This is a genomic window from Pedobacter nutrimenti (assembly GCF_003208655.1).
GTDB classification, from domain to species: Bacteria; Bacteroidota; Bacteroidia; order Sphingobacteriales; family Sphingobacteriaceae; genus Pedobacter; species Pedobacter nutrimenti.
The window spans coordinates 442018-464052 of record NZ_QKLU01000003.1; the positions used below are offsets into that span (position 1 = coordinate 442018).

General features: G+C 45.1%; 20 protein-coding genes. 9 read left to right on the forward strand and 11 right to left on the reverse strand.

Features of this window, described 5'->3' with window-relative positions; translation table 11 throughout:
* Positions 1–25 precede the first annotated feature (25 nt).
* A complete protein-coding gene (locus B0O44_RS10045; protein ID WP_110829840.1) occupies positions 26–2386 on the forward strand; it encodes a TonB-dependent receptor in 2361 nt (786 codons plus the stop codon).
* Positions 2387–2471: 85 nt separating this feature from the next.
* Positions 2472–3740, forward strand: a complete 1269-nt coding sequence (locus tag B0O44_RS10050; RefSeq protein WP_110829842.1) for an ArsB/NhaD family transporter — start codon at positions 2472–2474, stop codon at positions 3738–3740.
* A gap of 79 nt (positions 3741–3819) precedes the next feature.
* Here the strand turns inward: B0O44_RS10050 and B0O44_RS10055 are convergent, their stop codons facing one another.
* A complete protein-coding gene (locus tag B0O44_RS10055; protein WP_146229806.1) occupies positions 3820–4287 on the reverse strand; it encodes a hypothetical protein in 468 nt (155 codons plus the stop codon).
* A gap of 169 nt (positions 4288–4456) precedes the next feature.
* Complete coding sequence (locus B0O44_RS10060; protein WP_110829847.1) at positions 4457–4813, reverse strand: DUF488 domain-containing protein; 357 nt, start codon at positions 4811–4813, stop codon at positions 4457–4459.
* A gap of 193 nt (positions 4814–5006) precedes the next feature.
* Here B0O44_RS10060 and B0O44_RS10065 point away from each other — a divergent pair, with 193 nt between their 5' ends.
* The 5 genes from B0O44_RS10065 (at position 5007) to B0O44_RS10085 (ending at position 9478) form a co-directional block, all read left to right on the forward strand.
* Positions 5007–5852 carry a metallophosphoesterase family protein gene (locus B0O44_RS10065; protein WP_110829849.1) on the forward strand — a complete coding sequence of 282 codons (846 nt, stop codon included), beginning with the start codon at positions 5007–5009 and terminating at the stop codon, positions 5850–5852.
* 111 nt (positions 5853–5963) lie between these two features.
* On the forward strand, positions 5964–6938 hold the full coding sequence (locus tag B0O44_RS10070) for a hypothetical protein (protein ID WP_110829851.1): 975 nt from the start codon (positions 5964–5966) through the stop codon (positions 6936–6938).
* A gap of 50 nt (positions 6939–6988) precedes the next feature.
* Positions 6989–8050, forward strand: a complete 1062-nt coding sequence (locus B0O44_RS10075) for a sensor histidine kinase (RefSeq protein WP_110829853.1) — start codon at positions 6989–6991, stop codon at positions 8048–8050.
* Complete coding sequence (locus B0O44_RS10080; protein WP_110829855.1) at positions 8031–8795, forward strand: LytR/AlgR family response regulator transcription factor; 765 nt, start codon at positions 8031–8033, stop codon at positions 8793–8795. The genes B0O44_RS10075 and B0O44_RS10080 overlap by 20 nt, the downstream gene beginning before the upstream one ends.
* A 41-nt stretch (positions 8796–8836) precedes the next feature.
* On the forward strand, positions 8837–9478 hold the full coding sequence (locus B0O44_RS10085) for a suppressor of fused domain protein (RefSeq protein ID WP_110829856.1): 642 nt from the start codon (positions 8837–8839) through the stop codon (positions 9476–9478).
* Positions 9479–9529: 51 nt separating this feature from the next.
* On the opposite strand, the gene B0O44_RS10090 is transcribed toward B0O44_RS10085, so the two are convergent.
* From B0O44_RS10090 to B0O44_RS10125, 8 genes are all read right to left on the reverse strand, one after another.
* The gene (locus B0O44_RS10090; protein WP_110829858.1) at positions 9530–10081 is read right to left on the reverse strand and encodes a DUF3347 domain-containing protein; all 552 of its coding nucleotides are present in this window, start codon (positions 10079–10081) and stop codon (positions 9530–9532) included.
* A 20-nt stretch (positions 10082–10101) separates the two neighbouring features.
* A complete protein-coding gene (locus B0O44_RS10095) occupies positions 10102–11325 on the reverse strand; it encodes an efflux RND transporter periplasmic adaptor subunit (protein WP_110829860.1) in 1224 nt (407 codons plus the stop codon).
* A 4-nt stretch (positions 11326–11329) separates the two neighbouring features.
* The gene (locus B0O44_RS10100; RefSeq protein ID WP_110829862.1) at positions 11330–12553 is read right to left on the reverse strand and encodes an efflux RND transporter periplasmic adaptor subunit; all 1224 of its coding nucleotides are present in this window, start codon (positions 12551–12553) and stop codon (positions 11330–11332) included.
* Positions 12531–13781: a TolC family protein gene (locus tag B0O44_RS10105; protein ID WP_245943637.1), complete on the reverse strand. Its 1251-nt coding sequence runs from the start codon at positions 13779–13781 to the stop codon at positions 12531–12533. The genes B0O44_RS10100 and B0O44_RS10105 overlap by 23 nt, the downstream gene beginning before the upstream one ends.
* Positions 13765–15702 (reverse strand): efflux RND transporter permease subunit, encoded by a 1938-nt coding sequence (locus B0O44_RS10110; protein ID WP_110829864.1) that lies wholly within the window; start codon positions 15700–15702, stop codon positions 13765–13767. Before B0O44_RS10110 ends, B0O44_RS10105 begins: the two co-directional genes overlap by 17 nt.
* Complete coding sequence (locus tag B0O44_RS10115) at positions 15699–16997, reverse strand: efflux RND transporter permease subunit (protein ID WP_110829866.1); 1299 nt, start codon at positions 16995–16997, stop codon at positions 15699–15701. Before B0O44_RS10115 ends, B0O44_RS10110 begins: the two co-directional genes overlap by 4 nt.
* 52 nt (positions 16998–17049) lie before the next feature.
* On the reverse strand, positions 17050–17412 hold the full coding sequence (locus B0O44_RS10120) for a heavy-metal-associated domain-containing protein (protein ID WP_110829868.1): 363 nt from the start codon (positions 17410–17412) through the stop codon (positions 17050–17052).
* Positions 17413–17512: 100 nt separating this feature from the next.
* Positions 17513–17908 (reverse strand): HYC_CC_PP family protein, encoded by a 396-nt coding sequence (locus B0O44_RS10125; protein WP_110829870.1) that lies wholly within the window; start codon positions 17906–17908, stop codon positions 17513–17515.
* Positions 17909–18032: 124 nt separating this feature from the next.
* On the opposite strand from B0O44_RS10125, the gene B0O44_RS10130 reads away from it, so the two are divergent.
* Together B0O44_RS10130 and B0O44_RS10135 are read left to right on the forward strand one after the other, a co-directional pair.
* The gene (locus B0O44_RS10130; RefSeq protein ID WP_110829873.1) at positions 18033–19190 is read left to right on the forward strand and encodes a helix-turn-helix domain-containing protein; all 1158 of its coding nucleotides are present in this window, start codon (positions 18033–18035) and stop codon (positions 19188–19190) included.
* Between the two features lie 67 nt (positions 19191–19257).
* Positions 19258–20091, forward strand: coding sequence for a C10 family peptidase (locus tag B0O44_RS10135; protein WP_110829875.1), 834 nt, complete (start codon positions 19258–19260; stop codon positions 20089–20091).
* Positions 20092–20096: 5 nt separating this feature from the next.
* Here the strand turns inward: B0O44_RS10135 and B0O44_RS10140 are convergent, their stop codons facing one another.
* A complete protein-coding gene (locus tag B0O44_RS10140; protein WP_110829877.1) occupies positions 20097–21986 on the reverse strand; it encodes a gamma-glutamyltransferase family protein in 1890 nt (629 codons plus the stop codon).
* Between the last annotated feature and the right edge of the window lie 49 nt (positions 21987–22035).

Sequence of the window (22035 nt, forward strand, 5' to 3'; positions counted from 1 at the left end):
CAAGGGGTAACAAAATCAAATTATAATGCTAAAACTTTTACTTTGTTTAAAAACTTTCAGACTTTACATTTTTTTATTTGCGTTTTTTGGCTTTCAGGCGGTAATGGCCCAAACAGGGAGTATTAAGGGAAAGATCAGGTCAAATGATGGCTCCCTGCTTTCTTCAGTTACAGTTTCATTGGTGGAAAGCGGAAGTAAAGTGTTGAGCACTGCACAAGGTACCTATGAAATAACTGGTATTAAAAGTGGTACTTATAAAGTAACTGCGAAATTCGTGGGTATGAATGTGCAGACCCAGACGGTTAAGGTGAGGGAAGGAGAGGCGTCTATCGCAGATTTTATATTAACCGATCTGGATAATATGCTCGATGGGGTAGAGATATCATCAAGTTACAGGCGGTTTGGTAAAAAAGAATCTGATCAGGTGGCAAAGTTACCACTCAAAAATCTGGAAAACCCGCAGGTATACCATATTGTGCCAAAAGAAATCCTTCAGGAACAGGTTATTGTGACTTATAATGATGTGCTGAAAAATGTTACAGGTGTTAGTCAGGGTTTGGTCAATGGGAGCAATTCATTTTATATGAGGGGTTTTGAAAACAGGAGTTTGCTTAGGAACGGAATTCAGGACAATAAGGATAACAGCATTGAGGTCGCCAATATTGAAAGCATTGAGGTACTCAAGGGGCCTTCGGCCACCTTATTTGGCAATAGTTTGACTTCATTTGGTGGTTTGATTAACAGGGTGACCAAAAAGCCGTTTGATCTCTTTAAAGGAGAAATTTCTTATACGATTGGTGGATATGATTTAAATAGAATTACAGCGGATGTGAATACACCATTGAATAAAGAAAAAGGATTATTATTAAGGACCAATGTTGCTTATTATGATGAAGGTAGTTATATGGATGCCGGTTTTACCAAGAGATTATTTATTGCACCCTCCCTGCTTTACCAGGTAAATGACCGTTTATCGATCTCATTTGATGCCGAAATTTATCAGCAAAGGGCAAATGATTTTCACCGGTTGTTTCCTGAAAATTCTTTTACCAAAACCAATACTGAAAGTTTGGACTTAAACTGGAGACGTTATTATCACGGTGATGACCTGACCGAGTCGAAACCTTCGGTGAGTTTGTTTACAGAATTGAATTATAAAATATCGGATTTCTGGAAGTCACAGACGGTTTTATCTCAGACCAAGTACTCAAATACGGGTTACCGGGTTTGGAATATGATCAATAAAGACTCTGTAAACAGAAGTGTGAGATACAGCAATTCAAATTACAATACCATTGAGGTTCAACAAAATTTTACTGGTGATTTTAAGATTGCCGGACATAGAAACCGGTTGGTGATTGGACTGGATTATTATACCAGCCGTTCTAATGAAAATTTGATGTTTGCTACCCCATTTGATCAGTTTAAACTCAGGGGTAATGATCCGAAATACGTGATGATTAGTAAACAGGCTGTTGATGCATTTTTTGCCACAGTAAGTCCCGTTAGAAATATCGCCTCTCAGAGTACATACAGTGCTTATTTTTCGGATGTATTTAACATCACACCAGATTTTATGGCTATGGCAAGCCTAAGGGTTGACCATTTCAGATCGGGTGGATCGTATGATGTTGCGGCAGATACGACCACTGGAAAATATGATCAGACCAAATTATCTCCGAAATTAGGACTGGTTTATCAGCTTATTCCTGAAAAGGTATCCTTATTTGGGAATTATATGAACGGATTTGCTAATAATGCGCCTGTAATACAACCAGATGGAGTAAGAAATGCTTTTAAACCCAGCAATGCAAACCAGTGGGAACTGGGTTTTAAAATTAACCTGTTGGAGGGTAAACTGAATTCAACCTTCAGTTATTATGACATCAAGGTCAATGATATGGTACGTCTTGATCCCATGCGTGCTGGATTTAGCATCCAGGATGGCGGACAAATGAGTAGGGGTTTTGAATCTGAGCTGATTGCTAATTTTGCGAAAGGCTTCAATGTGATTGCAGGTTATGCTCATAACAACGCTTATACGATAAACACAGATGCAGATATTGATGGATTGAGACAATGGACAGGACCAGCAGACATTGCTAATTTATGGGTCAACTATGCCTTTCAGGACAAATTGCTGAAAGGTGTATCACTGGGAATCGGAGGAAATTACAACAGCAAAAATTACATCAGTCAATCCCGTAAAAACGGGGAGTTTTATATTCCGGCCTATACTGTATTAAATGCGGTAGCGGGATATGACAGCAAAACTTTCCGTTTGAGTTTCAAACTGGATAACTTGATGAATAAAGTATACTGGGGAAGTTATGTGAACCAAATGATGCCACGCAGGTTCAGTGTGAATGTGGCGGTTAAAATATAGCTTTCCAATCGCTGGAGAATTAGAATAATCAAGTATTAAATGCGGGTGGGTACATCCGCATTTTTTGTACTTTAGCAGCTCAATTATGACTGTATTGCTGACGATCGGGATTTTTATACTCACTTTGTTGTTGATCCTGCTTCGTCCGGGAGGTTTGCATGAGGCATGGGCAACGGTAATTGGAGCAGCTTTAATGCTGTTGACCGGTTGTGCCACTTTTGCGCAGGCGGTAGCGGTTACTGCCCGGGGCGCAGATGTGCTGATTTTTTTGTTTGCCCTGATGCTGTTGTCACTGCTGCTGGATCGTTCGGGCTTTTTTGAATGGGCAGCCATCCGGGCCGCCCGCTGGGCAAAGGGAAATGGGCGGAACCTGTACCGGAATGTGTTTGTTCTGGGTGCACTGACCACGGCCCTGCTTTCGCTGGATACCACCGCAATCATTTTAACCCCAATTGTATTGTCCTTTGTACGCAGGCTGAAGCTCCGGCCGCTGCCATTTTTAATGGCTTGTGCTTTTGTTGCAAACACGGGGTCCTTATTGTTGCCGGTGAGCAACCTGACCAATTTGCTTTTTCAGGGAAGCTTTCATTTTTCTTTTGCCGCCTTTGCATTAAGAATGCTGGTTCCCCAGGTTGTTGTGCTGGTGCTGAATTATGTTTTTTTTAAGTATCGCTATAAAAAAGAATTGCCCCTGCATTTTGATATAGAAACGCTGCCCCAGCCAATGGAAGTGGTTCCGGACCGGGGCTATTTTAACATGGCTGTTGGGGTGATGGCCGGGGTAACCATAGGTTATTTTGCAGGTGCTTTACTGGGGGTCCAGCCTTATGTGATTGCTTTAAGCGGTGCCTTAGTGCTACTTGGCTATGGGCTGCTGAAAAAGCAAATTGGTTTTTCTTTGGTTAAAAGTATTTCCTGGTCGCTTTTTCCTTTTGTTGCCGGGTTGTTTGTTGTCATTCAGGGGGTTGAAAATCTTGGGCTGGCAGGTTATGCTGCCCGTGCAATGGTTTCAGTGCAGCAGGCGCCTGTTTTTGTTCAGTTGCTGGCGACCTGTTTTGGAACGGCCCTGGGTGCCAACATCATCAATAACATTCCAATGGCCTTATTGTCTATATCGGTACTGACAAAGGCACATGCACCAGATCTGATCCGTTTTGCGGCCCTTATTGGTTGCAATGTTGGCCCTAATTTAACGGTGGCCGGATCTTTGGCAACCATGCTGGTGATCAGCACTGCCCGCAAAAAAGGGGAAGACATCGGGGCAATGGATTTTTTTAAAACGGGATTATGGGCCATGCCCTTGCTTCTTATAGGGACTGTTGTGGCTTTGTACGCAGTATCCTTTCTGTTTTAACAGCGTTTAGGGCATAAAAAAACAGCAGAGGGTTTATTTTCTGCTGCTTCCTACAGAGGGTGATTACGGGTATTGTCGTTTATTTCTTTTTGACCAGGTTCAGGGCAATTTTTCCTTCTTCCAGGCCCTCGAGGTTCTTGTCTGCAAAAAGTTCTTTTGCATCTGATTTTTGAATGAGCTTTAACAGGTCTTCTGAAGAGCCCTCATGCTGGACCTGCAGGGTTGATCCACTTGCGGCATATTTTATTTTGGTGCTTTCCACACCTTTACATTTCTGAATGTGTTCATTAAGGGTTTTCAAAGTGCTGAAATCAATGCCATTGATGGTAATCAGTGTATTGTTTCCTGCGGCCGGATCCCCCGGCTTTTTCTTTTTGGAAAGGAAACCAAATAATTTGTCACCCGTTCCTTTGGCCTGGTCTGCGGTATTGGCTGCTTTATCAACCTTGTTTAAAGTGGCGTTAATTTTATCAAATACATTTTGTGCTTTTGATACCGTGCTGCCAAAAATGAAGATGGCGAAACACATTACTGTAATGGTTTTCATGGTTTTTGGGTTTAACAATTTGTTTGTTGTTGTTACCCAAAATTATCAAGGAAAAAACAAGGGATCAATACCAGAAAACAAGGCTTTATTTCTGCCGGTTTTCCAGTAGAAGCCTTTGTTCCACAGTGGCTTTGGTTGCTGAACTTCAAATAGTTTGTCGTCGTGCTTTTTAAGAAAGGGCCATTTTCTGAATTAAAAAATCCTGGAGTACCAGGGCATGGTTGTACTGCTGTTCCCTTGCAGCATAAAGAAGGGTCATGTTGGGGTGTTTTTTGTACGCATCCACCAATTGTTTTACGGCTTTGTTTGTTGACAATTCCTGTGTATAGGAGTTTTTAAAAGTAGCCCATTTTTCGGCTTCATGGTCAAACCATTTACGTAATGCAGCTGAAGGTGCAATTTCTTTTAGCCAAAGTTGGATCTGGGCCTGTTCTTTTTTTAATCCCCTTGGCCATAAACGGTCTACCAGAACACGGAACCCGTCGTCTTGTGAAACTGCTTCATAAATTCTTTTGATCCGGATCATATATTTTATTGAAATGATATTAAAAATGACTTCAGGGGATGGTCATAAAGAAAGGTATGGAATTTATTTGTTTAAAGCGCCTGGTATTGCGAATTTTACGTTTACAGGTGAAATTAACAAAAGCTTAACGCCACAAATTATTTATTTATGGACTTTAAGCTTAAAATTGGGGCCATTTTAATCAGATCGTTTTATGTCCAGCCGCAGGTTTTTTTTAAAAAGTAGTTTAACAGGTTTAGTATTGGCAGGTGTTGCGCCCGTTGTTTCGGCCGTAAGCCCTATAGCGCAGGACCTGCTCCCCCAGCCGAGCGGGAAGCTTAAACTTCGTCTGGCAATTGCTTCCGATGGTCATTATGGACAGCCGGGTACTCCTTATAAAAGAGATCATGAAAACATGGTGAAATGGTTAAACCAGGCCCATGAGGCCAGCCCGCTTGATTTTGTGATTATTAACGGTGACCTGGTCCATGATCAGCCAGAGCTCCTCTCAGAAGTGAAAAAGGATTATTACGACCACTTGAAAGTTCCTTTTTATGCGATTCCCGGAAACCATGACCATGCCGATACGGCCCGCTGGAAAGCGGTATTTGGCTATGAGGATAATTTTTCTTTTGAAAAAAATGGCATTGGCTTTATTCTGGCCAACACTTCTGATACAAGTGGAAAATACCTGGCGCCCAATGCAGATTTTATGAGCAGGGAACTGGAAAAATTTAAAGCCTTGAAAACCGTGTTTGTGGTTTTGCATATTCCGCCACATTCCTGGGTCCCGGAAAACCCGTTTGTAGATTCTCCGGAAACGATTAGCCTGCTGCACCGTTACCCAAATGTGAAAGCTGTTTTTCATGGACATGACCACAGTCTGGATGCGGTATTTTACACCAGTAAACTGCCCCATTTTTTTGACGCCCATATTGGTGGCAGCTGGGGGACCAGCTACAGGGGCTACCGCATTGTAGAGGTGGACCAGAACGATAAGATCAGGACTTATCAGGTGAAGGCCAGCGCGGAACCTGTGCTGAACCAGACGATGCTTTAGGCCCCTGTACTTCTGTACAGCCGACTGTTCAGGCTTAATTTTGTCCGCTTCAAAGTAAAAACGTTTTAAACAGCTGGCGTTGCTGCTCATTTTCGTGGAAAACCCCAATAGATGAGAAGTTTAGTACTGCTGATACCCGTTTTTGGAATGTCCATCGCCACACGTGCACAGGACAGTCTGAAAAAAACTGTTCCCAAAATTTATCCTTTGGTCCGTAACCTGAGCATTCAGAAAGATTATTTTGGAGACTCGGATTACAAATTGTATTCGAAAGATGGAGATGTACAGGGGGAAGGGCGTTTTTCTGAGCAGCGGCTGAGGATATCTGCCGCTTTACCGGTCTATACAAAAAACCGCTGGTCGATGACTGCCAGTCTGAACTATACGCGGGAAAACTTTAGGTATTATACCAAAAGTGGGGAAGACCTGTACCGTAAATCGGATTTTAACAGCAATAATTTTGATGCCCTGTTTTCTGTGGGCTACAGAAATTTTTTGTTTAAAAAACCGGTCGTCTATACCGCAACGCTAATTGCCGGGAGCAGGAATTTTTTTGATGTTAAAAAGCTGAGTGGTATGGTATCTGCCTCCCTTATTCTGAAAGCGACGCCGGTTACCGTTTCTACTTTTGGACTTTTGGTGAATATAGACCAGTCGAGTCTTTTTCCGTTTTTTCCGGTGTTTTCTTACTGGCATAAATTCAGTGGCAGTGCCTGGGAAATCAATACGGTAGTTCCACAGAAGGTCATTTTCAGAAGACCAGAGGTACTGCATGGCTGGCTGAGCGGGGGGATTGAACTGGGGGGCAATTCTTTTTTTACCGGCAGCACACTATCCGGGCAGCAAGGGAATTACCAGTGGGTGGCCAATGAAATGTACAGTCATGTGGGCTATGAATACCTTTTTGGAAAAAGTGTTTTACTGGGGGTAAAAGGCGGATTTAGAAATACCATCAGCAACCGTCTGGTCAAAGTCAATGAACGCATTACCAATTATGAGTCCAGAACAGCAGTCTCTTCTGCTTTTTTTAACCTGAACCTTGGTTTTATCCTTCCGGGTTCTAAAGCGGCGACCAGAAGACGCTGATCTGTTTCCAAAAGACAATGTTAGGCCAATACTGAATATATTTGCAGCGTATGAAACCGAAACCTCCTCTTAAAAATATGCTGAGGCTGAGCAGTTATTTCTCACTGGCCATTGCACTTTTTACCTTTCTGGCTTCTCTGATGGAAGAGGGGGCACTTGATGTTTCCCTGTATAAATTTGTGTTTTCCTTTCTGACCATTGGTCTGCTGAGCGGGATGAACATCGTTTTGATGGTGACTTTGAAAGAGAAAGATCCCCAGGATGCGGGAAAATGTGGTCCCTGGTTTTATGTGTGCAGCTATCTGGGAAGTATTGTGGTGGTGATACTGATCAACAAAGTCCAGAACTATCTGGTTGCCAATGCCTGGATCGGTCCGGTGGGGACCTTAAGAGTAAAAGGAGACATTGTGTATCTGTACCTGAGCCTGCAAACCCTGTTGATGAACGGGGTGGTGCTGCTGTTGCAGAATTTTATTATTGTACAGGATGCCAACAACAAAACACAGCTTGAAAATTCCCGTTTAAACGCCAGCAAATCCGAGGCAGTGCACCAGCTGCTGCTCCAGCAGGTACACCCTCATTTTCTATTCAATGCCCTGAATATTTTAAAATCACTGATTAAAAAGGATCCCCCGGGGGCAGAAGAGTACCTGGTCCGTTTATCTGGTTTTTTGAGGGCCTCCCTTTCCAGTCACAAAAGAGAGGTTGCTACCCTGCAGGAGGAGCTAAAACTGTGCAGGGATTACCTGGAAATGCAAAAAGTAAGGTTTGGTGAGGCACTGCTGTTTTCCTTCCGGGTTTCCCAGGAAAAGGAAAATTCGGGCGTACTGCCACTTTTCTCTTTGCAACCTTTACTTGAAAATGCCATTAAGCACAATGAACTGACCCCGGCCAGTCCCCTGCATATTGAAATTGGAGTGTATGATGGCTGGATCAGGGTGCTGAACAACATCCAGATGAAGGCGAGCACAGAAGATTCTACGGGAAGTGGCCTGGCCAATCTGGCCGAGCGTTACGCCCTGTTGTCGGGTGATGAAATTGAAATCAAAGATGACGGGAATACTTTTTCGGTCAGCCTAAAAATATTAAACCATGAAAATCGTAATCATTGAAGACGAGAAGATCACGGCAGAAGACCTGGCCGAACTGATTACCCGCTTACAACCGGAGGCACAGATTGTTTGTTGCCTGGGTTCGGTAAAGGAAGGGATTGAATATTTTAAAAACCATCCTGCCCCCGATTTGATTTTCAGCGATATACAACTGGGGGACGGCTTGAGTTTTGATATTTTTAAAGCGGTGGAGTTGAGTGTTCCCATTATTTTCTGTACAGCCTATGATGAGTATGCTTTGAATGCTTTCCGGACCAGCGGAATTGATTATTTGCTCAAGCCTGTGGTTTCTGATTCTGTAGAGCAGGCTTTTCATAAATACCACAGCTTGCGTAAAGGTTTTTCAGGTGCACAGCAAGTGTCTTATGATGCCATTCTTGATCTTTTTGCAGCCCGTGTACCGCAAAAGGCCTCGTCGATTCTGGTGAATTATAAGGATAAAATTATTCCGGTTAAAATGGAACAGATCGCCATGTTTTACATTCGCAACGAAGAAGTCAATCTGCTGACTTTCGAAGATAAAAGTTACCTGCTCTCCAAAAAAATGGATGAGCTGGAACGGATTTCAGGGGATGATTTTTTCAGGGTCAACCGCCAGTACCTGCTCAACAGAAAAGCGGTGAAAGATGCATCTCATTTTTTTTCCAGGAAACTGGTGGTCAACTTGTCCGTGCCCTTTAAAGAGAACATTACGGTAAGTAAAGAAAAGACCCCTTTTTTTCTGAACTGGCTGGCCAGTAAATAGTTCGGATCAAATGGGTTGTTTTTACCCTCAAAAAGATTTAAATGCGCTTTTTCGGACCCGGTCAAATGATTATCTTGCGGGGACATAAGAACAACATGGAAATACCTGCCCACCGAAAAAAGATTGCCCATACTGTAACCCAGGCGATAGGTATTGAGCCCAGCGTGCGGACCTATCTGGATGAAAAGGAACAGCATTCTATTGACCTGCTGAGCCTGACGGACCCGGAAACACGGGCTATAAAAATTTATTGCAGTATTGGCGTTTCTGAAAGCAATAACCTGGTCAGACAACAGGACGGGAACTTTAAAAATGTGCCTGTTGAATTGTTGATGACCGGTTATGAGCCCTTTGATTCTATTCCAAATATTCTGGTGACCTGTGGATTTTACATCACCAAAAACCAGTGGGTTTGCCAGCCGGGTGCGGTGTTCCGGAAAATCATTGAAATTTACCACGGGGATAAGGAAATGAAGCACGTCATGTTTGTGCCGCCTTTTTTATGGGGGGACAGGCTACCTGCAGTGGAACAGGAAGACAAGACGGTTTATTTTTTGCTGGCCGTTCCGATTTCTGATCAGGAACTGGAATACCTGGAGCAGCATGGCAGCCAAAAGCTGGAAGCCTTGTTTGAGCAGCACAATATAGACCTGTTTGACCTGGACAGAAAATCCATATTGTAAATGGTCCGGGCCGCTGTATTTAAGGACAGGGACCAGGACCATCCAATCATTTTACTTTAGGGCCGGTCCAAGGGTTTCCTCAATGGTCCCGCAATTGAGCATGCTTTCTCCAAAATAAGGATTCCGGATTTCCGGGGTATTGCTTAACCAGAGGGCACCCTGATCATTCATGGCCATAGGACAATGGGCAATGTAAAGCTGACCCCTGTCCAGCCCGGTTTTTTTAAGCAGGCCAATAAAATCATTACTGAGCGTTGCAAAAAGCTGTCTTTGGCTTTCAATGTCTGTTGCTGCAGCGATTTTTGAGGCCGAGCTGGCCAAAGTACGGCTGTGTTTCATTTTTTCTGTACCGGCTTCTATGGCCAGTGCTGCAATTTTCGCTTCGGACAGGTTTCCATCGGTCAGTGCAGTCGTTAAATGACTGTACTGCTGATAAAGTGCATTCAACTGGTCATCTTTTAAATGCGGGTTTATTTTTGTAGCATGAACCTGCAGACTGTCTTTTGAGCTTTGCTGCTTTTTGGCCGGGGGAGTGCTGCTGTTGCAAGCGCTTAGCAGCAGGGCCAGACCTGTCATAATAAGTGGACTGATGATTGTTTTCATTTGTTTACCGCTTTTAATGGTTAGATCATTTTTAATCCGGTCAGTGGATTTTTTCCTTTTTTAAGCACATACTCACTATAAAGCAGATAGGCTCCACTGACCACTACCCGTTCTCCCTGCTGAAGGCCCTGGGTGATTTCTACCTGGTCTGCACTTTCTGTTCCGGTTTTAACCAGTCTGGGCTCAAATTTTCCTTTGGATTGTTCTATCCAGACATGGCTGCCTTTTCCATCGCGGATCACCGCATCTACAGGGAGGCTCAGTACGTTTTCCTGTTGTTTGACCGGGACAAAAATATTGGCCTGTAAACCGGGCTGCCACTGATCTGAAGGATTGGTAATGGCCCCTCTGATCTGCAGCAATTGGGTGTTTTGCTGTAGGGCAGGGTTGCTGAACTGCACTTTTACAAACTGGGCCTGGTCTTCCCAGCCCGGGACCACCACTTTTACCTGTTGTCCTTCTTTGATGTTGCCTGCTTCAGCTGCATAAATATCAGCTTCTACCCATAAGGAATGATACCCTTCCAGGCGCATAATGGGGCTTCCTTCGGAGACGTACTGCCCTTCACTGACAGATAACTCTGCGACTGTTCCACCGGCCTGGGCATTATAGGTGATGTAAGGACTTGTTTTTTTGCTGTTTTCCAGTTGACGGACCTGTGCATCGGACTGACCGTATAAAACCAGTTTCGCCCTGGAAGATTTGAGAATTCGTGCGAAAGTCTGGTCTTGTGGAAACTGAGCGGCCTGGGCAATGGCCAGCAGGTATTCCTGCTGCAGGCTGGCCAGCTGCTCGGAATAAATTTTGTACAAGGGCTGGCCTTTACGGATTTTTTCTCCGGTTTGGCGAACATATAGTTGCTCGAGTCGTCCGGCGATGCGGCTGGACAAAAAGGTTGTGCTTTCGGGGTTAACCACCAGGCGTCCGTTGAGCTGTTTAAAGCTCTGCATGCCATGTGCCCCAATAGCGATTACACTAATGTTGGCCAGGGCCATTTGACTTTCATCAAGGTGCAAAACGGCTTCTGTAGCATTTTTTTCAAAAGGGACCAGGTCCATCCCGCAAATGGGGCAGGTACCGGCCTTATCTTGTACAATTTGTGGGTGCATCGGGCAGGTATAAGTTTGTGTTTTTTGCCCGGCCCCTTTCTGGCCTTTGTTTTTACTTTCTGTACAGGCCGCAATAAAAACCGAGGGCAGGAGTGCTGCGATGGCAAATTTTCTGATAAAATCTTTTCTTTCCATAAAATTAAACGCCTTCTTTGGTGGTTTTAATAAAACTTTCGCTGTCAATCAGGTAATAGGCATTTTTAGCCAGTTCCCAATTTTCGATTTCATCCAGGATCTGGATCTGTCCGTTCTGAACGATTCCGGTTTTAACGGTCCTGGGCACAAAAACCTGGTGCTCTTTTTTAAAAACAATGGAGCGGTTGCCTAAAGAAAGTACCGCCTGCTTAGGAAGCCAGGTTGCATTTTCAGGGCTTACAAAGGGAAGTTGGCCCGTAAGCAGCTCGCCTACCTGTAGGTCTTTGCCTTGCAGGTATACCCTGGCCAGCACAAAGTTTTCTCCGGCATTGAACATGGGCTGGACCATGCCGATCCTGCCGCTGAGGCTTTGTTCTGGTTGGGCTGTTCTTTGGACAATCACCTTTGCGGTTTTGCTGAGCCTTGCAGCCTGCTCTGGCCTTAAGGCAAATTCTGCAAGCAGTTCCCCGGCACGGTAAATGGTAAAAATACTTTGTCCGGCGCTCAGGTACTGGCCTTCCCGGAGCAGAACAGGTACAGGGCCGGAAGCCTGGGCCACATCCGGAGAGGGGCTTGTGGGGGCAGCCATACCACCCATCCCATCACCTGTGGCCGCTGCAGCCGCGCCAGGTGCAGCCGCCACAGTTGTGGTATTGCCTTTTTCAAGGATATAACCCGAGGCATTACTGTATACGGGGATCCGGTAAGAAATCTTTCCGCTTTTAAGCACTTTTTGAATTTCTGCTTCGCTCATGCCCATCAGGGCCAGTCTTTGTTTGGCCCGGCCAAGCATTTGCTCAGTGTCCCCTGTTCTTTGGATGAGCAGCAGCTCCTGCTGCGCAGCGGCAAGTTCGGGCGAGTAGAGTTCTAAAATCAGTTGCCCCTTTTTTACAGGCTGGTAATTGTATTTGACATATAATTTTTCGATCCTGCCGGCTGTTCTGCTCGACAGGCTCCGTTCATTTCTGCTGTCATAGGCAGCCCTTCCCTGAACCTGCTCAATGTAAATCCTGGAGCCTTTTTCTGCGCGGATGAGCGGAATGCTGGCAATAACCTGCTGGTTTACCGGCTTGAGCAAATAGTTTAAACTGCTGTCCTGCATTTGCTGTCCGGAATGGGCGGTTTTGTCCTTTGTTTTGTGTTCAGAAGGAGCAGCTTTTTGCCGGCAGGCAGCAAAGGTGCCCAGCAGCAGGACCACCAACGCTTTAACGATATAATTCCTTTTCATAATCCACAATCATCTGATATAACTTCATTTTTTCATCCAGTACATTGGCCTGCATCATGGTTAATGCTTCCCAGGAGCCAATCACTGCATTGATCTGTAATTTGTTTTCCTGGTAGTTGGCAAAATCTGCATCGAGTGTCCTTTTTAGGGCAGGTACAATTTTGTCTTCCATGGCTGCGAGTCTTTTTTGCATGCTCTGGATTTCGTATTGCATCCCATACAGCATACCCTGACTTTCCTGGAGCATACCAGAACGCTGTTTTTCCATGGCTTTGATTTCATAGTCCATGGCCTTTACTTCCGACTTATACATTTTGGAAGCCCAGGGCGCAATCGGGATACTGATCATGCCCATTACACTATAGGCTTTAGGCATCATGCCGCCCAAAGGGGACATGTGGTCAAAACGGAGTTTAAAATCGGGCCTGGCCTGGGCCTGCATGGCCCCGATGCCCAGTTTCATAGAGCGGATGTTCTGTTCCATCTGTACAATGTCTTTGCGCTGGGTGGCCAGTAAAGCCGTGTCCAGCGTAGCCTCCGGAATAAAACGCGGTACATAAGCCGAATCGATTTGCAGCGGCTGATTGCCGGGAAGGTTCATCAGGCTGTTGAGCCATGCCCTTGCTTTGGCGATTTCACCTTCCTGCATACGGATCATGTTCTGGTTCTCTTCAATTTTTGCCCCAGCCCGGAACACGCCCGACAACTGCGACTGGTTATAAGGATAACGGATCTGCTCGATCTTTTTCATCATTTGCATGATCTTGTCATTTTCCTTCAAAACCTGTATGCGCTGGGTGGCAACGATCCAGTTGTAATACAGACTTTTTGCCTGGGCCTTAAAAGTGTTCATGGCAATGCCCCGTCCGGCCAGTTCTACATCGCCCTTGGAAGCAATGTAACGTTTCTGGGCATTTAATTTTGACGGGTTTGGAATATCCTGTTCCAGCTGCAGCATAATGGAACCTTTGTCTTTTTCATCCATTACTTTTTGTCCGGGATAGGGGGTCATAAAGGTCCCTGCCCCAACCATGGGTGCCATCCAGGCAGTGGCTGCCCTGGCTTTATAGGTATAACTTTCGGCCTTTAGGGCATAGGTTTGCAGTAAAAGGTTGTTTTGCTCAATGCGCTGTAAAATGTCATCGAGCGAAAGCGGCTTGTTTTGTGCCAAAAGCTGCATGGGCATCAGCAGGAGCAGCAAGGCTGTTTTTTTAATGATGGACATCATGTACCTCCAGTTTTCCATATTTTTTCAGTTCGTATTCTTTTGCCATTAAAAAGATCAGCGGGGTCACCAGCAGGATATGTGTTGAGGAAGTCAGTACACCGCCAATCATGGGTAAAACAATGGGTTGCATCACATCTGTACCTACACCTGTGGCCCAAAGGACCGGGATCAGACCAAAAAGGGAAACACATACGGTCATCAGTTTTGGACGCAGCCTTTTGGCGGCTCCACGGATCACATATTCCCGGAGGTCTTCCTTGCTGATGGTTGTACTGGAATTGCCTTTGAGTTTAATGAGCTGGGCCATGGCATCGTTTAGATAAATGACCATGACAATTCCGGTTTCCACAGCGATACCAAATAAGGCAATAAAACCAACTGCAACCGCTACCGATAAATTTACCCCCCAGAAGTAGATGATGTAAGCGCCCCCAATAAGGGCAAAGGGCACAGTGATCAGACTTAAAAAGGCTTCCCTTAAGGATTTAAAAGCAAAATAAAGGGAGAAGAAAATGATCAGCAGTACAATAGGAACAATCCACATCAGGGTTTGCTGTCCGCGGATCAGGTTTTCATACTGACCGCTCCATTCCAGAAAATATCCTTCAGGAAGGATGCCCCGGGAGCTGTTGATTTTATCAATGGCTTCCTTAACGGTACTTCCCAGGTCTCGGTCCCTGACATTAAACATCACGGCCCCCCTCAACAGGGCATTTTCGGAATTGATCATGGGCGGGCCATCTTCAAAACGGACATCGGCTATGGCAGAAAGCGGAACTTCACCCATCGTGGCCGATTGCAGGGGAATGCGCTTGATCCGCTCTACACTGTTGCGGAATTCCTGGGCCAGGCGGACGCTAATGGAAAAACGCTGACGCCCTTCGATGGTATTGCCAATATTGGCTCCACCGAGCGCAAATTCAACAGTTTCGTTGACCTGGTCTATGCTCAGCCCATAACGGGCAAGGTCATTTCGGCGTACCTCAACCGATAAGTATTTACCGCCTGTAATGGGGTCTACATACAGGTCACTAATGCCTTTTGTCCCTTCCAGGGCCAGCTTTACCCGTTCGGAAACTGCGGCCAGGGTATCCAGGTTTTGGCCATATACTTTTATACCCACATCTGTCCGAATTCCGGTGGCCAGCATATTGATGCGGTTAATGATGGGCTGTGTCCACCCGTTCACCACACCTGGAATTTGCAATTTTTTGTCCAGCTCGGTGATGATGTCTTTTTTTGTCAGCCCCTTGCGCCATTCAGATTTTGGTTTGAGCATGATGATCGTTTCGATCATACTGATGGGAGAATTGTCTGTTGCTGTACTGGCGCGTCCGGCCTTGCCCAGAACTTTATCTACCTCAGGTACCGATTTAATGATTTTGTCCTGTACCTGCAGAATGCGTTTTGCTTCGTTATTGGAAACATCGGGCAGGGTAACGGGCATAAACAAAATGCTTTGCTCATCCAGGGGGGGCATAAATTCACTGCCCAGGTTTTTGAGCAGGGGAATGGTGATCAATAAGGCGATGACATTGATGGCAATGGTGGTTTTTCTCCAGTTCAGTACCGTTCTGATCACCGGCTCATAAAAACGTTCCAGGAAACGGTTAATGGGGTTGGCATTATCGGGCCTGAACTTTCCTTTCATAAAAAAGGAAATCAGTACCGGGGCCAGGGTAAGCACCAGCAGGGCATCCACAATCATAATGAAAGTTTTGGTATAGGCCAGTGGATGAAAAAGTTTGCCTTCCTGCCCGGTGAGCATAAATACGGGCAAAAAGGAGGTGATGATAATAATCGTTGCAAAAAATACACCTCTTGAAACCTGTTTGCTGGATTTCTCTATAATTTGCAGCCTTTCCTCTTCTGAGATCCAGGAAGGGCTCTTTTTGAATAAATTTTTAAACCAGGTACTCATTGTTCAGTTGTTTTTTGTGTGTGGTTTTGCCATTGTTCGTAGCGTTCGGAGAGGTGTTTATAAGCGTTTTCGCTCATGACAATGCCATTGTCAACAATGACACCTATGGCCAGGGCAATCCCGGTAAGGGACATGATGTTGGAAGAAATGCCGAAAGCATTCAGCAGGATGAAACTGGCTGCAATGGTAATTGGAATCTGGATAATAATACTCAGGGCACTGCGCCAGTGAAACAAAAATATAATCACGACCAGTGAAACCACGATCATCTCTTCGATCAGGGTATGTTTAATAGAGTCTACAGATTCCTGAATCAGTTTACCCCGGTCATAGACGATGTCAAACTTGACGCCGGCGGGTAGGCCTTTGGAAACTTCTTTCATTTTCGCTTTCACTTTTTCAATCACATCGGCTGCATTTTCTCCGTAACGCATCACCACAATACCACCTGCGCGTTCTCCTTTGCCGTCCTGGTCAAAAATACCCAGACGGGTTTCTCCGGTCATTTGTACCGCGGCAACATCGGAAACCCTGATGGGGGTGCCCCTTTGGTTTTTAATGGGGATGTTGCCGATTTCTTCCAGGGATTTTAAATAACCGGAGGTTTTTATAATATAACCGATATCGCTCATTTCAAATTTCCGCCCGCCCGATTCGTTGTTGTTGGCACGCACGGCAGCAATCACTTCGGGGACAGACAATTTATAATAAAGCAATTTATTGGGGTCAATGGCAATCTGATATTGTTTCTGGAAACCACCAAAAGAGGCGATTTCACTTACACCGGGAACATTTTGCAGGGCAAATTTGACATACCAGTCTTGTATGGCCCTTTGTTCGCCCAAATCGGTATTTGGGGCATCCAGGGTATACCATAAAATATGTCCAACGCCTGTCCCGTCCGGTCCAAGCTGTGGGCTCACGCCGGTTGGCAGGGAGCGGGTAATGGTGCTTAACCTTTCCAGAACCCTTTCCCGGGCCCAGTAGGTGTCTACATTATCCTCAAAAATGACATATATAAAGCTCATACCGAACATGGACGAACCTCTTACGTATTTGATTTTCGGAATGCCCTGCAGATTGGTGACCAGGGGATAGGTAATCTGATCTTCTATCAGTTGCGGTGACCTGCCCATCCATTCTGTAAAAACGATCACCTGGTTTTCGGATAAATCGGGGATGGCATCGATCGGGTTCTTTTTGATGGAAATTACTCCCCAGACAAAAAGACCTGCCGCCAGTAACAATACGATCCAGCGGTTTTTTAAGGACCATTCTATAATTCTATGTACCATTTTATTTTTTTTCAAAAGCCGGTGTCCTTTTGCTCAGGACACCGGCAGGATGTTAATGTTTATGCGCGTTTGCCGAAGGGGCTTTGCCGGTCCTGTCGTACTGGCAGCAAGACGGAAGTTTTTCATAAGCGGCTTCCGTTGCCTTGAATTTTGGCGTGTCATAACCTACATCGGCTACTTTTTTCTGAACCTGATCGAGGTTGATTTTGGATGCGTCGTAGTTTACATTTAACATTTTGGTTTTTACATTCCAGGCTGCAGAAGTAATTCCGGGAACTTTTAAAGCACTTTCAATGGTTTTTTTACACATGCCGCAGTTGCCCGATACTTTAATGCTGTCTGTTTTGGTTTGTGCGGATGCCGCAGTTCCCAGGAAAGCCAATACGGCCACCGCTAAAAATCTCAATGATTTCATTGTTGATAAAATTGGGTTTGAAAAAAATGGTTATATAAAATAGGGCGCAGGACAAGGTCCGGGCCGGTACACGAATGTGCAGGGTATTGGAAAGGAAATCTTAAATTCTGTAGTTACAGTTGCGGATAAAAATAGGAATGTCTCCTGTTAAGGGGGGCGCATTGCTTAAAGCCGCTTTACCTGTTTGTATAGGCAGGGCAACATATTCGGCATTCCTTAAGTTTGTATTTAAATCCAGGCAGGCAATTTGTTTAAACTGATAAACTGAAGCGGCTGTTTTTTGTGCTTTGTCTATTTTTGCCTGTTTGTAATCGTCTTTGCAGCAGGATTTGCCGCTGGTTTTTTTTGGGGTTTTGCAGAAACCGCAAATGGACTGGTCGGGTTGGCTTAAACTCCACTCCACCAGTTTTCCCATACAGTAATGAAAATGCACCGTCATCCCGCTGGAGGTCCCCAGGTAAAATATGGCCAGGATGGTGAGCAATGTTCTTTTCATCGAATGGCAAAGATTAAAAATCGGCACGAGAAATTTTTATATAATTCTGATTATTTTTTATATCTCTGTTTTTGAACGCAGGAAAAGGGGATAAATTTATATCTTGGGTATATTCTGTTTGAATATGCATTATTCTCTGACTCTTTTTGATCTGGTGGTGCTTGCCGGGATGGGCCAGGGACTGATATATGTAATTGCCATTTGTTTTTCAAGGCAGAAATCTGCAGGCAGGACTTTGTTGGCCATGCTGCTGCTGACACTGGTCCTGTTAAGTTTTAAGATTTTACTGCATACCATGGGGTTTTGGGAATACCCGGCTTTCCGTTATTTTCCTTTGGCTATCGACTGTCTGGTACAGCCCCTGATTTATTTATATGCATGTTCGTTAACCAGCAAAGTCTTTAGGTTCCGATCTAAAATGCTGAATCATTTTATCCTGCCCGGCTTGTTCATGTTGCATGCCATTGTCGTTTATGTAAAGACGATGGGGCAGCAGGGCAATGTTTTAAAAGATGCAGTTGCGCAAGGTTTATGGTACAACCCGGTTAAAAGGGCAGAGGACATCGCCGCCCTTTTAACGGCGTTGATTTACTGGTTTATGGCCTTTAAAAGGATTAGAGTGTACCGAAGATGGTTGTTTGAAAGTCAATCTGACACGGCCATTCCCGAGTTGTTGTGGTTAAAGAACCTGCTTGTGGTCACAGGCCTGCTGGTGCTCAGCCTTGCGCTTTCTTCCTTACCTCAAAATATACTGGGCGTCCGCTCTTTTTCATTTATTTATACCCAGGTATTTTATCTCTATCTGGCTTTTCTGACCTGTTTTCTCGCTTTTAAAGGATATTGGTTGGAAACGTGGGCAGGGAGGCAAAGGACTTTAGCTGAAAACGAAATGTCTGTTGAGGCGGCGATTAAGCCTCCTTCAAAAGATGTTCCTTATGCGTCCATCCAGGCAGCCATTAAAAAAGCGCTGGAGGAACAGAAAGTTTATCTGGATCCGGAACTGAACCTGCAGCAGCTGGCAGCTGTTATTGCTTATCCGGTGGCGCAGGTCTCAGCAACAGTTAATCAGCATTTTGCACAGAATTTTAGAAATCTGATTAATGGCTACAGGGTTAATGAAGTAAAGGAACGCCTTAAAAATCCGGCATACGCAAATTTGACCTTAATGGGAATTGCGCTGGATTGTGGTTTTAATTCGGAAGCCAGTTTTTACAGGATTTTTCGTCAGCATTACGGGGATTCTCCCAAAAACTATATGAAGTCCTTTCAAAAAGACTTTTAATTGCACTCAAAACTTGTTTTGAGTGGTCCTTTGGTATTTCCTTACAGTTCTTTGAGCAAAAAAGTATATGAAACGAAATGTTCTGTTATTACTATGCCTGATGATATACAGCCGGCATACTGTGGCCCAGTTGAGTGAAAAGCAAATTGCGAGTCAAAAACCTTTAGCCCTTGCAGGAAATTTTTTATTAAAGACCAGTTGGGACCAATGGGGGATTTATGCAAAATACAGTCCGGAAAATCAGGTTTTGGGTTGCTGGAGCACTGCATTGGCTCAAATTCTGTATTACCACCGGTTAAAACCACATGGCATTGTTGGCTACACCTGTAGTAAAGGTTATCAAATTAAGGATACTTTGTCTAATTATTACATGGACTGGAGGGACTTTCAACCCCTGATCAGCCAAAGCAGTGCCGCTAAAAATATAGAAGCCGTGAGCCGCTATTCTTATTTAACTGCAGTTGCGATTGGTAAAGATTTTGGTACCCCAAGGTATCAGGAAATGATCAATCCCGGGCCGGTGGCAGAGCGCCACTTTGATTGTGTAACTGAATTTTATGCCTGCTTTACAGGGGACGTCCCCTTTTCAAAGGAGCAAATGATGGCCATCTCCAGAAAAGAACGCATCAATCATATTGTTAACCAGAACTCTATTCAGGACCTGATCAAAAAAGAAATTGACCAGAAACGTCCCGTCTATTTTCATATGGGAAATTTTGGCAGCTATGGGCACTCAACGGTAATAGATGGTTACCTGATGCGTGATGAATCTTTTTTTGTGCACATCAATTATGGTGCAGGGGGTTTCCGTACCGGATGGTACAATTTATTTAAAGCAATTGATGTGGATGACGACATCAGGCTGCGGGCTTTTGTGACGGTCCGGCCTAATGGGAAGTAAAGACTTTACCATCCGATGCCGTAATCCTCCCCATGGTTGCTGGAACCGCCCCAGAGACTGCCGTGTTTCCAGTCAAAATAAACGGCATTAATTGGGCCGCTGGTCCGGTCACCGAAGCTCAGGATATAACCCATTTTCTTTAATTGTTCACGGGAAGCCTCTGTGGTGTTGCTGTTGAGTAGAATCTGACCGGGTTTTGGCCTGCGGTCTTCTGTTTTGGTGCCGCCAAGGGAAAGCCAGAGTTGGTTGGTGTTAAAATTAGGTGCTTCGGAAGCTTGTTGTACATTCATGCCAAATTCGGCCATATTTAAAAAAAACTGCAAAAGGTTTTGGTCCTGGGTATCGCCACCCTGTACAGCAGAGGCAATATAAGGTTTACCATCTTTTAGCGCCAGGGAAGGAGATAAGGTTACCCTCGGTCTTTTACCTGGTGCAAGTACATTAAAAGGGTTTAAAGCCGAATCCAGTACAAAACTTTGCATCCTTTGGCTCATACCAATTCCGGTATTTCCTGCAATGCAAGCCGGCAGCCAGCCACCGCTTGGGGTAACCGAAACCACCCAGCCTTCTTTATCTGCCGCCTCAATAGAGGTGGTGCCCAACCAGAGCCTTTCCTGGTAAAGTTCAGCAGGACTGGTGTTGATCATACCAAGATCATGTTTGGGCGCAAAATTTCTTTTTGTGGTATCCATGCTGTACCCTCTTTTTTTCAGCAGGTCCAGGTAGGGGTTTTTTCTGCCTTCAAAGGGATATGGATCGCCCGGACCGATATCGGCATCGTTTTTCTCGTAGCCGATCAATCCGGCACGTTGTTTTGCATAATCCTTGCTCAACAGGCCTTTAATGGGGCCTTTTGTTCCCGAATAAGGATCGCCGTAATAAAAATCACGGTCAGCAAAAGCCAGGTTCATGGCCTGATAAACAGTATGGATGTATTTGGGACTGTTATAACCCATGGCTTTGAGGTCAAAGTTTTCCAGAATGTTCAGGGCCTGCAGCATAGAGGGGCCCTGGGTCCATTGTTGCAATTTATACACATCAATACCTTTGTAATTTACAGTCAGGGGTTCTTCTTCAATGGGCTTCCATTTGGCCAGGTCTTCCAGGGTGATGAGCCCGCCTTGTTCCTGACAGCCGCGCACAAATTCCTTTGCAATGTCTCCGGTATAAAAACGGTCATAAGCAGCCATAAGGGCCTGTTTTCTGTTTTTACCCTGTTTTAAAGCTTTTCTTTCTGCTTCCACCATTTTTTCAAGGGTTGCCAGCAAGTCTTTTTGCACAAAAATTTCACCGGCCTCTGGAGCTTCTCTTTTTTCACCAGGGTGGGTAAGCAATACTTTTTTGCTGTAAGGCCACTGTTTGATCTGGTTTTTTCCGCGTTCAATGGTATTGGCGGCCTGGGCTTCTATCGGATAACCGGCAGCCATTTCCATAGCCGGTTTAAGCACTTGTTCCAGGCTCATGGTCCCGTAATTGACCAGCATATAAATCAGCCCGCCAGGAGTTCCCGGGGTAGTAGCGGCTAAGGGGCCATATTCGGGCGGAAAATTATAGCCTTTATTTTTAAAGAAACTGACTGTGGCGCCGGTTGGGGCAACACCCATGGCATTAATGGCAATTACTTTTTTAGTTTTAGGGTTATAGATGAGCACCTGCGTTTCCCCGCCCCAGCTTAAGGTATCCCACATGGTGCAGGTGGCAGCGAGCATGGCGCAGGAAGCGTCTATCGCATTTCCGCCTTGCTGAAAAATCATGGCCCCGGCGGTTGCAGCCAGTGGCTTACCGGTAATGGCCATCCAGTTGCGCCCGTGCAGCACGGGTTTTTGGGTTTGCTGGGCAGATAAGGAAAGGGCAGAAGCTGCGAGGAGGCAGAGGGCTGAGATCAGGTGTTTCATCTGTGGTGGTCTAGGTTGCCTAAAATTAGTTAAAAATACAGCTCCACCC

Excerpts from the sequence above, each read along its gene's own strand:
- B0O44_RS10045 (WP_110829840.1), top strand. The coding sequence starts at position 26 with ATGCTAAAACTTTTACTTTGTTTAAAAACTTTCAGACTTTACATTTTT.
- B0O44_RS10050 (WP_110829842.1), top strand. The coding sequence starts at position 2,472 with ATGACTGTATTGCTGACGATCGGGATTTTTATACTCACTTTGTTGTTG.
- B0O44_RS10055 (WP_146229806.1), bottom strand. The coding sequence starts at position 4,287 with ATGAAAACCATTACAGTAATGTGTTTCGCCATCTTCATTTTTGGCAGC.
- B0O44_RS10060 (WP_110829847.1), bottom strand. The coding sequence starts at position 4,813 with ATGATCCGGATCAAAAGAATTTATGAAGCAGTTTCACAAGACGACGGG.
- B0O44_RS10065 (WP_110829849.1), top strand. The coding sequence starts at position 5,007 with ATGTCCAGCCGCAGGTTTTTTTTAAAAAGTAGTTTAACAGGTTTAGTA.
- B0O44_RS10070 (WP_110829851.1), top strand. The coding sequence starts at position 5,964 with ATGAGAAGTTTAGTACTGCTGATACCCGTTTTTGGAATGTCCATCGCC.
- B0O44_RS10075 (WP_110829853.1), top strand. The coding sequence starts at position 6,989 with ATGAAACCGAAACCTCCTCTTAAAAATATGCTGAGGCTGAGCAGTTAT.
- B0O44_RS10080 (WP_110829855.1), top strand. The coding sequence starts at position 8,031 with ATGAAAATCGTAATCATTGAAGACGAGAAGATCACGGCAGAAGACCTG.
- B0O44_RS10085 (WP_110829856.1), top strand. The coding sequence starts at position 8,837 with ATGCGCTTTTTCGGACCCGGTCAAATGATTATCTTGCGGGGACATAAG.
- B0O44_RS10090 (WP_110829858.1), bottom strand. The coding sequence starts at position 10,081 with ATGAAAACAATCATCAGTCCACTTATTATGACAGGTCTGGCCCTGCTG.
- B0O44_RS10095 (WP_110829860.1), bottom strand. The coding sequence starts at position 11,325 with ATGGAAAGAAAAGATTTTATCAGAAAATTTGCCATCGCAGCACTCCTG.
- B0O44_RS10100 (WP_110829862.1), bottom strand. The coding sequence starts at position 12,553 with ATGAAAAGGAATTATATCGTTAAAGCGTTGGTGGTCCTGCTGCTGGGC.
- B0O44_RS10105 (WP_245943637.1), bottom strand. The coding sequence starts at position 13,781 with ATGATGTCCATCATTAAAAAAACAGCCTTGCTGCTCCTGCTGATGCCC.
- B0O44_RS10110 (WP_110829864.1), bottom strand. The coding sequence starts at position 15,702 with ATGAGTACCTGGTTTAAAAATTTATTCAAAAAGAGCCCTTCCTGGATC.
- B0O44_RS10115 (WP_110829866.1), bottom strand. The coding sequence starts at position 16,997 with ATGGTACATAGAATTATAGAATGGTCCTTAAAAAACCGCTGGATCGTA.
- B0O44_RS10120 (WP_110829868.1), bottom strand. The coding sequence starts at position 17,412 with ATGAAATCATTGAGATTTTTAGCGGTGGCCGTATTGGCTTTCCTGGGA.
- B0O44_RS10125 (WP_110829870.1), bottom strand. The coding sequence starts at position 17,908 with ATGAAAAGAACATTGCTCACCATCCTGGCCATATTTTACCTGGGGACC.
- B0O44_RS10130 (WP_110829873.1), top strand. The coding sequence starts at position 18,033 with ATGCATTATTCTCTGACTCTTTTTGATCTGGTGGTGCTTGCCGGGATG.
- B0O44_RS10135 (WP_110829875.1), top strand. The coding sequence starts at position 19,258 with ATGAAACGAAATGTTCTGTTATTACTATGCCTGATGATATACAGCCGG.
- B0O44_RS10140 (WP_110829877.1), bottom strand. The coding sequence starts at position 21,986 with ATGAAACACCTGATCTCAGCCCTCTGCCTCCTCGCAGCTTCTGCCCTT.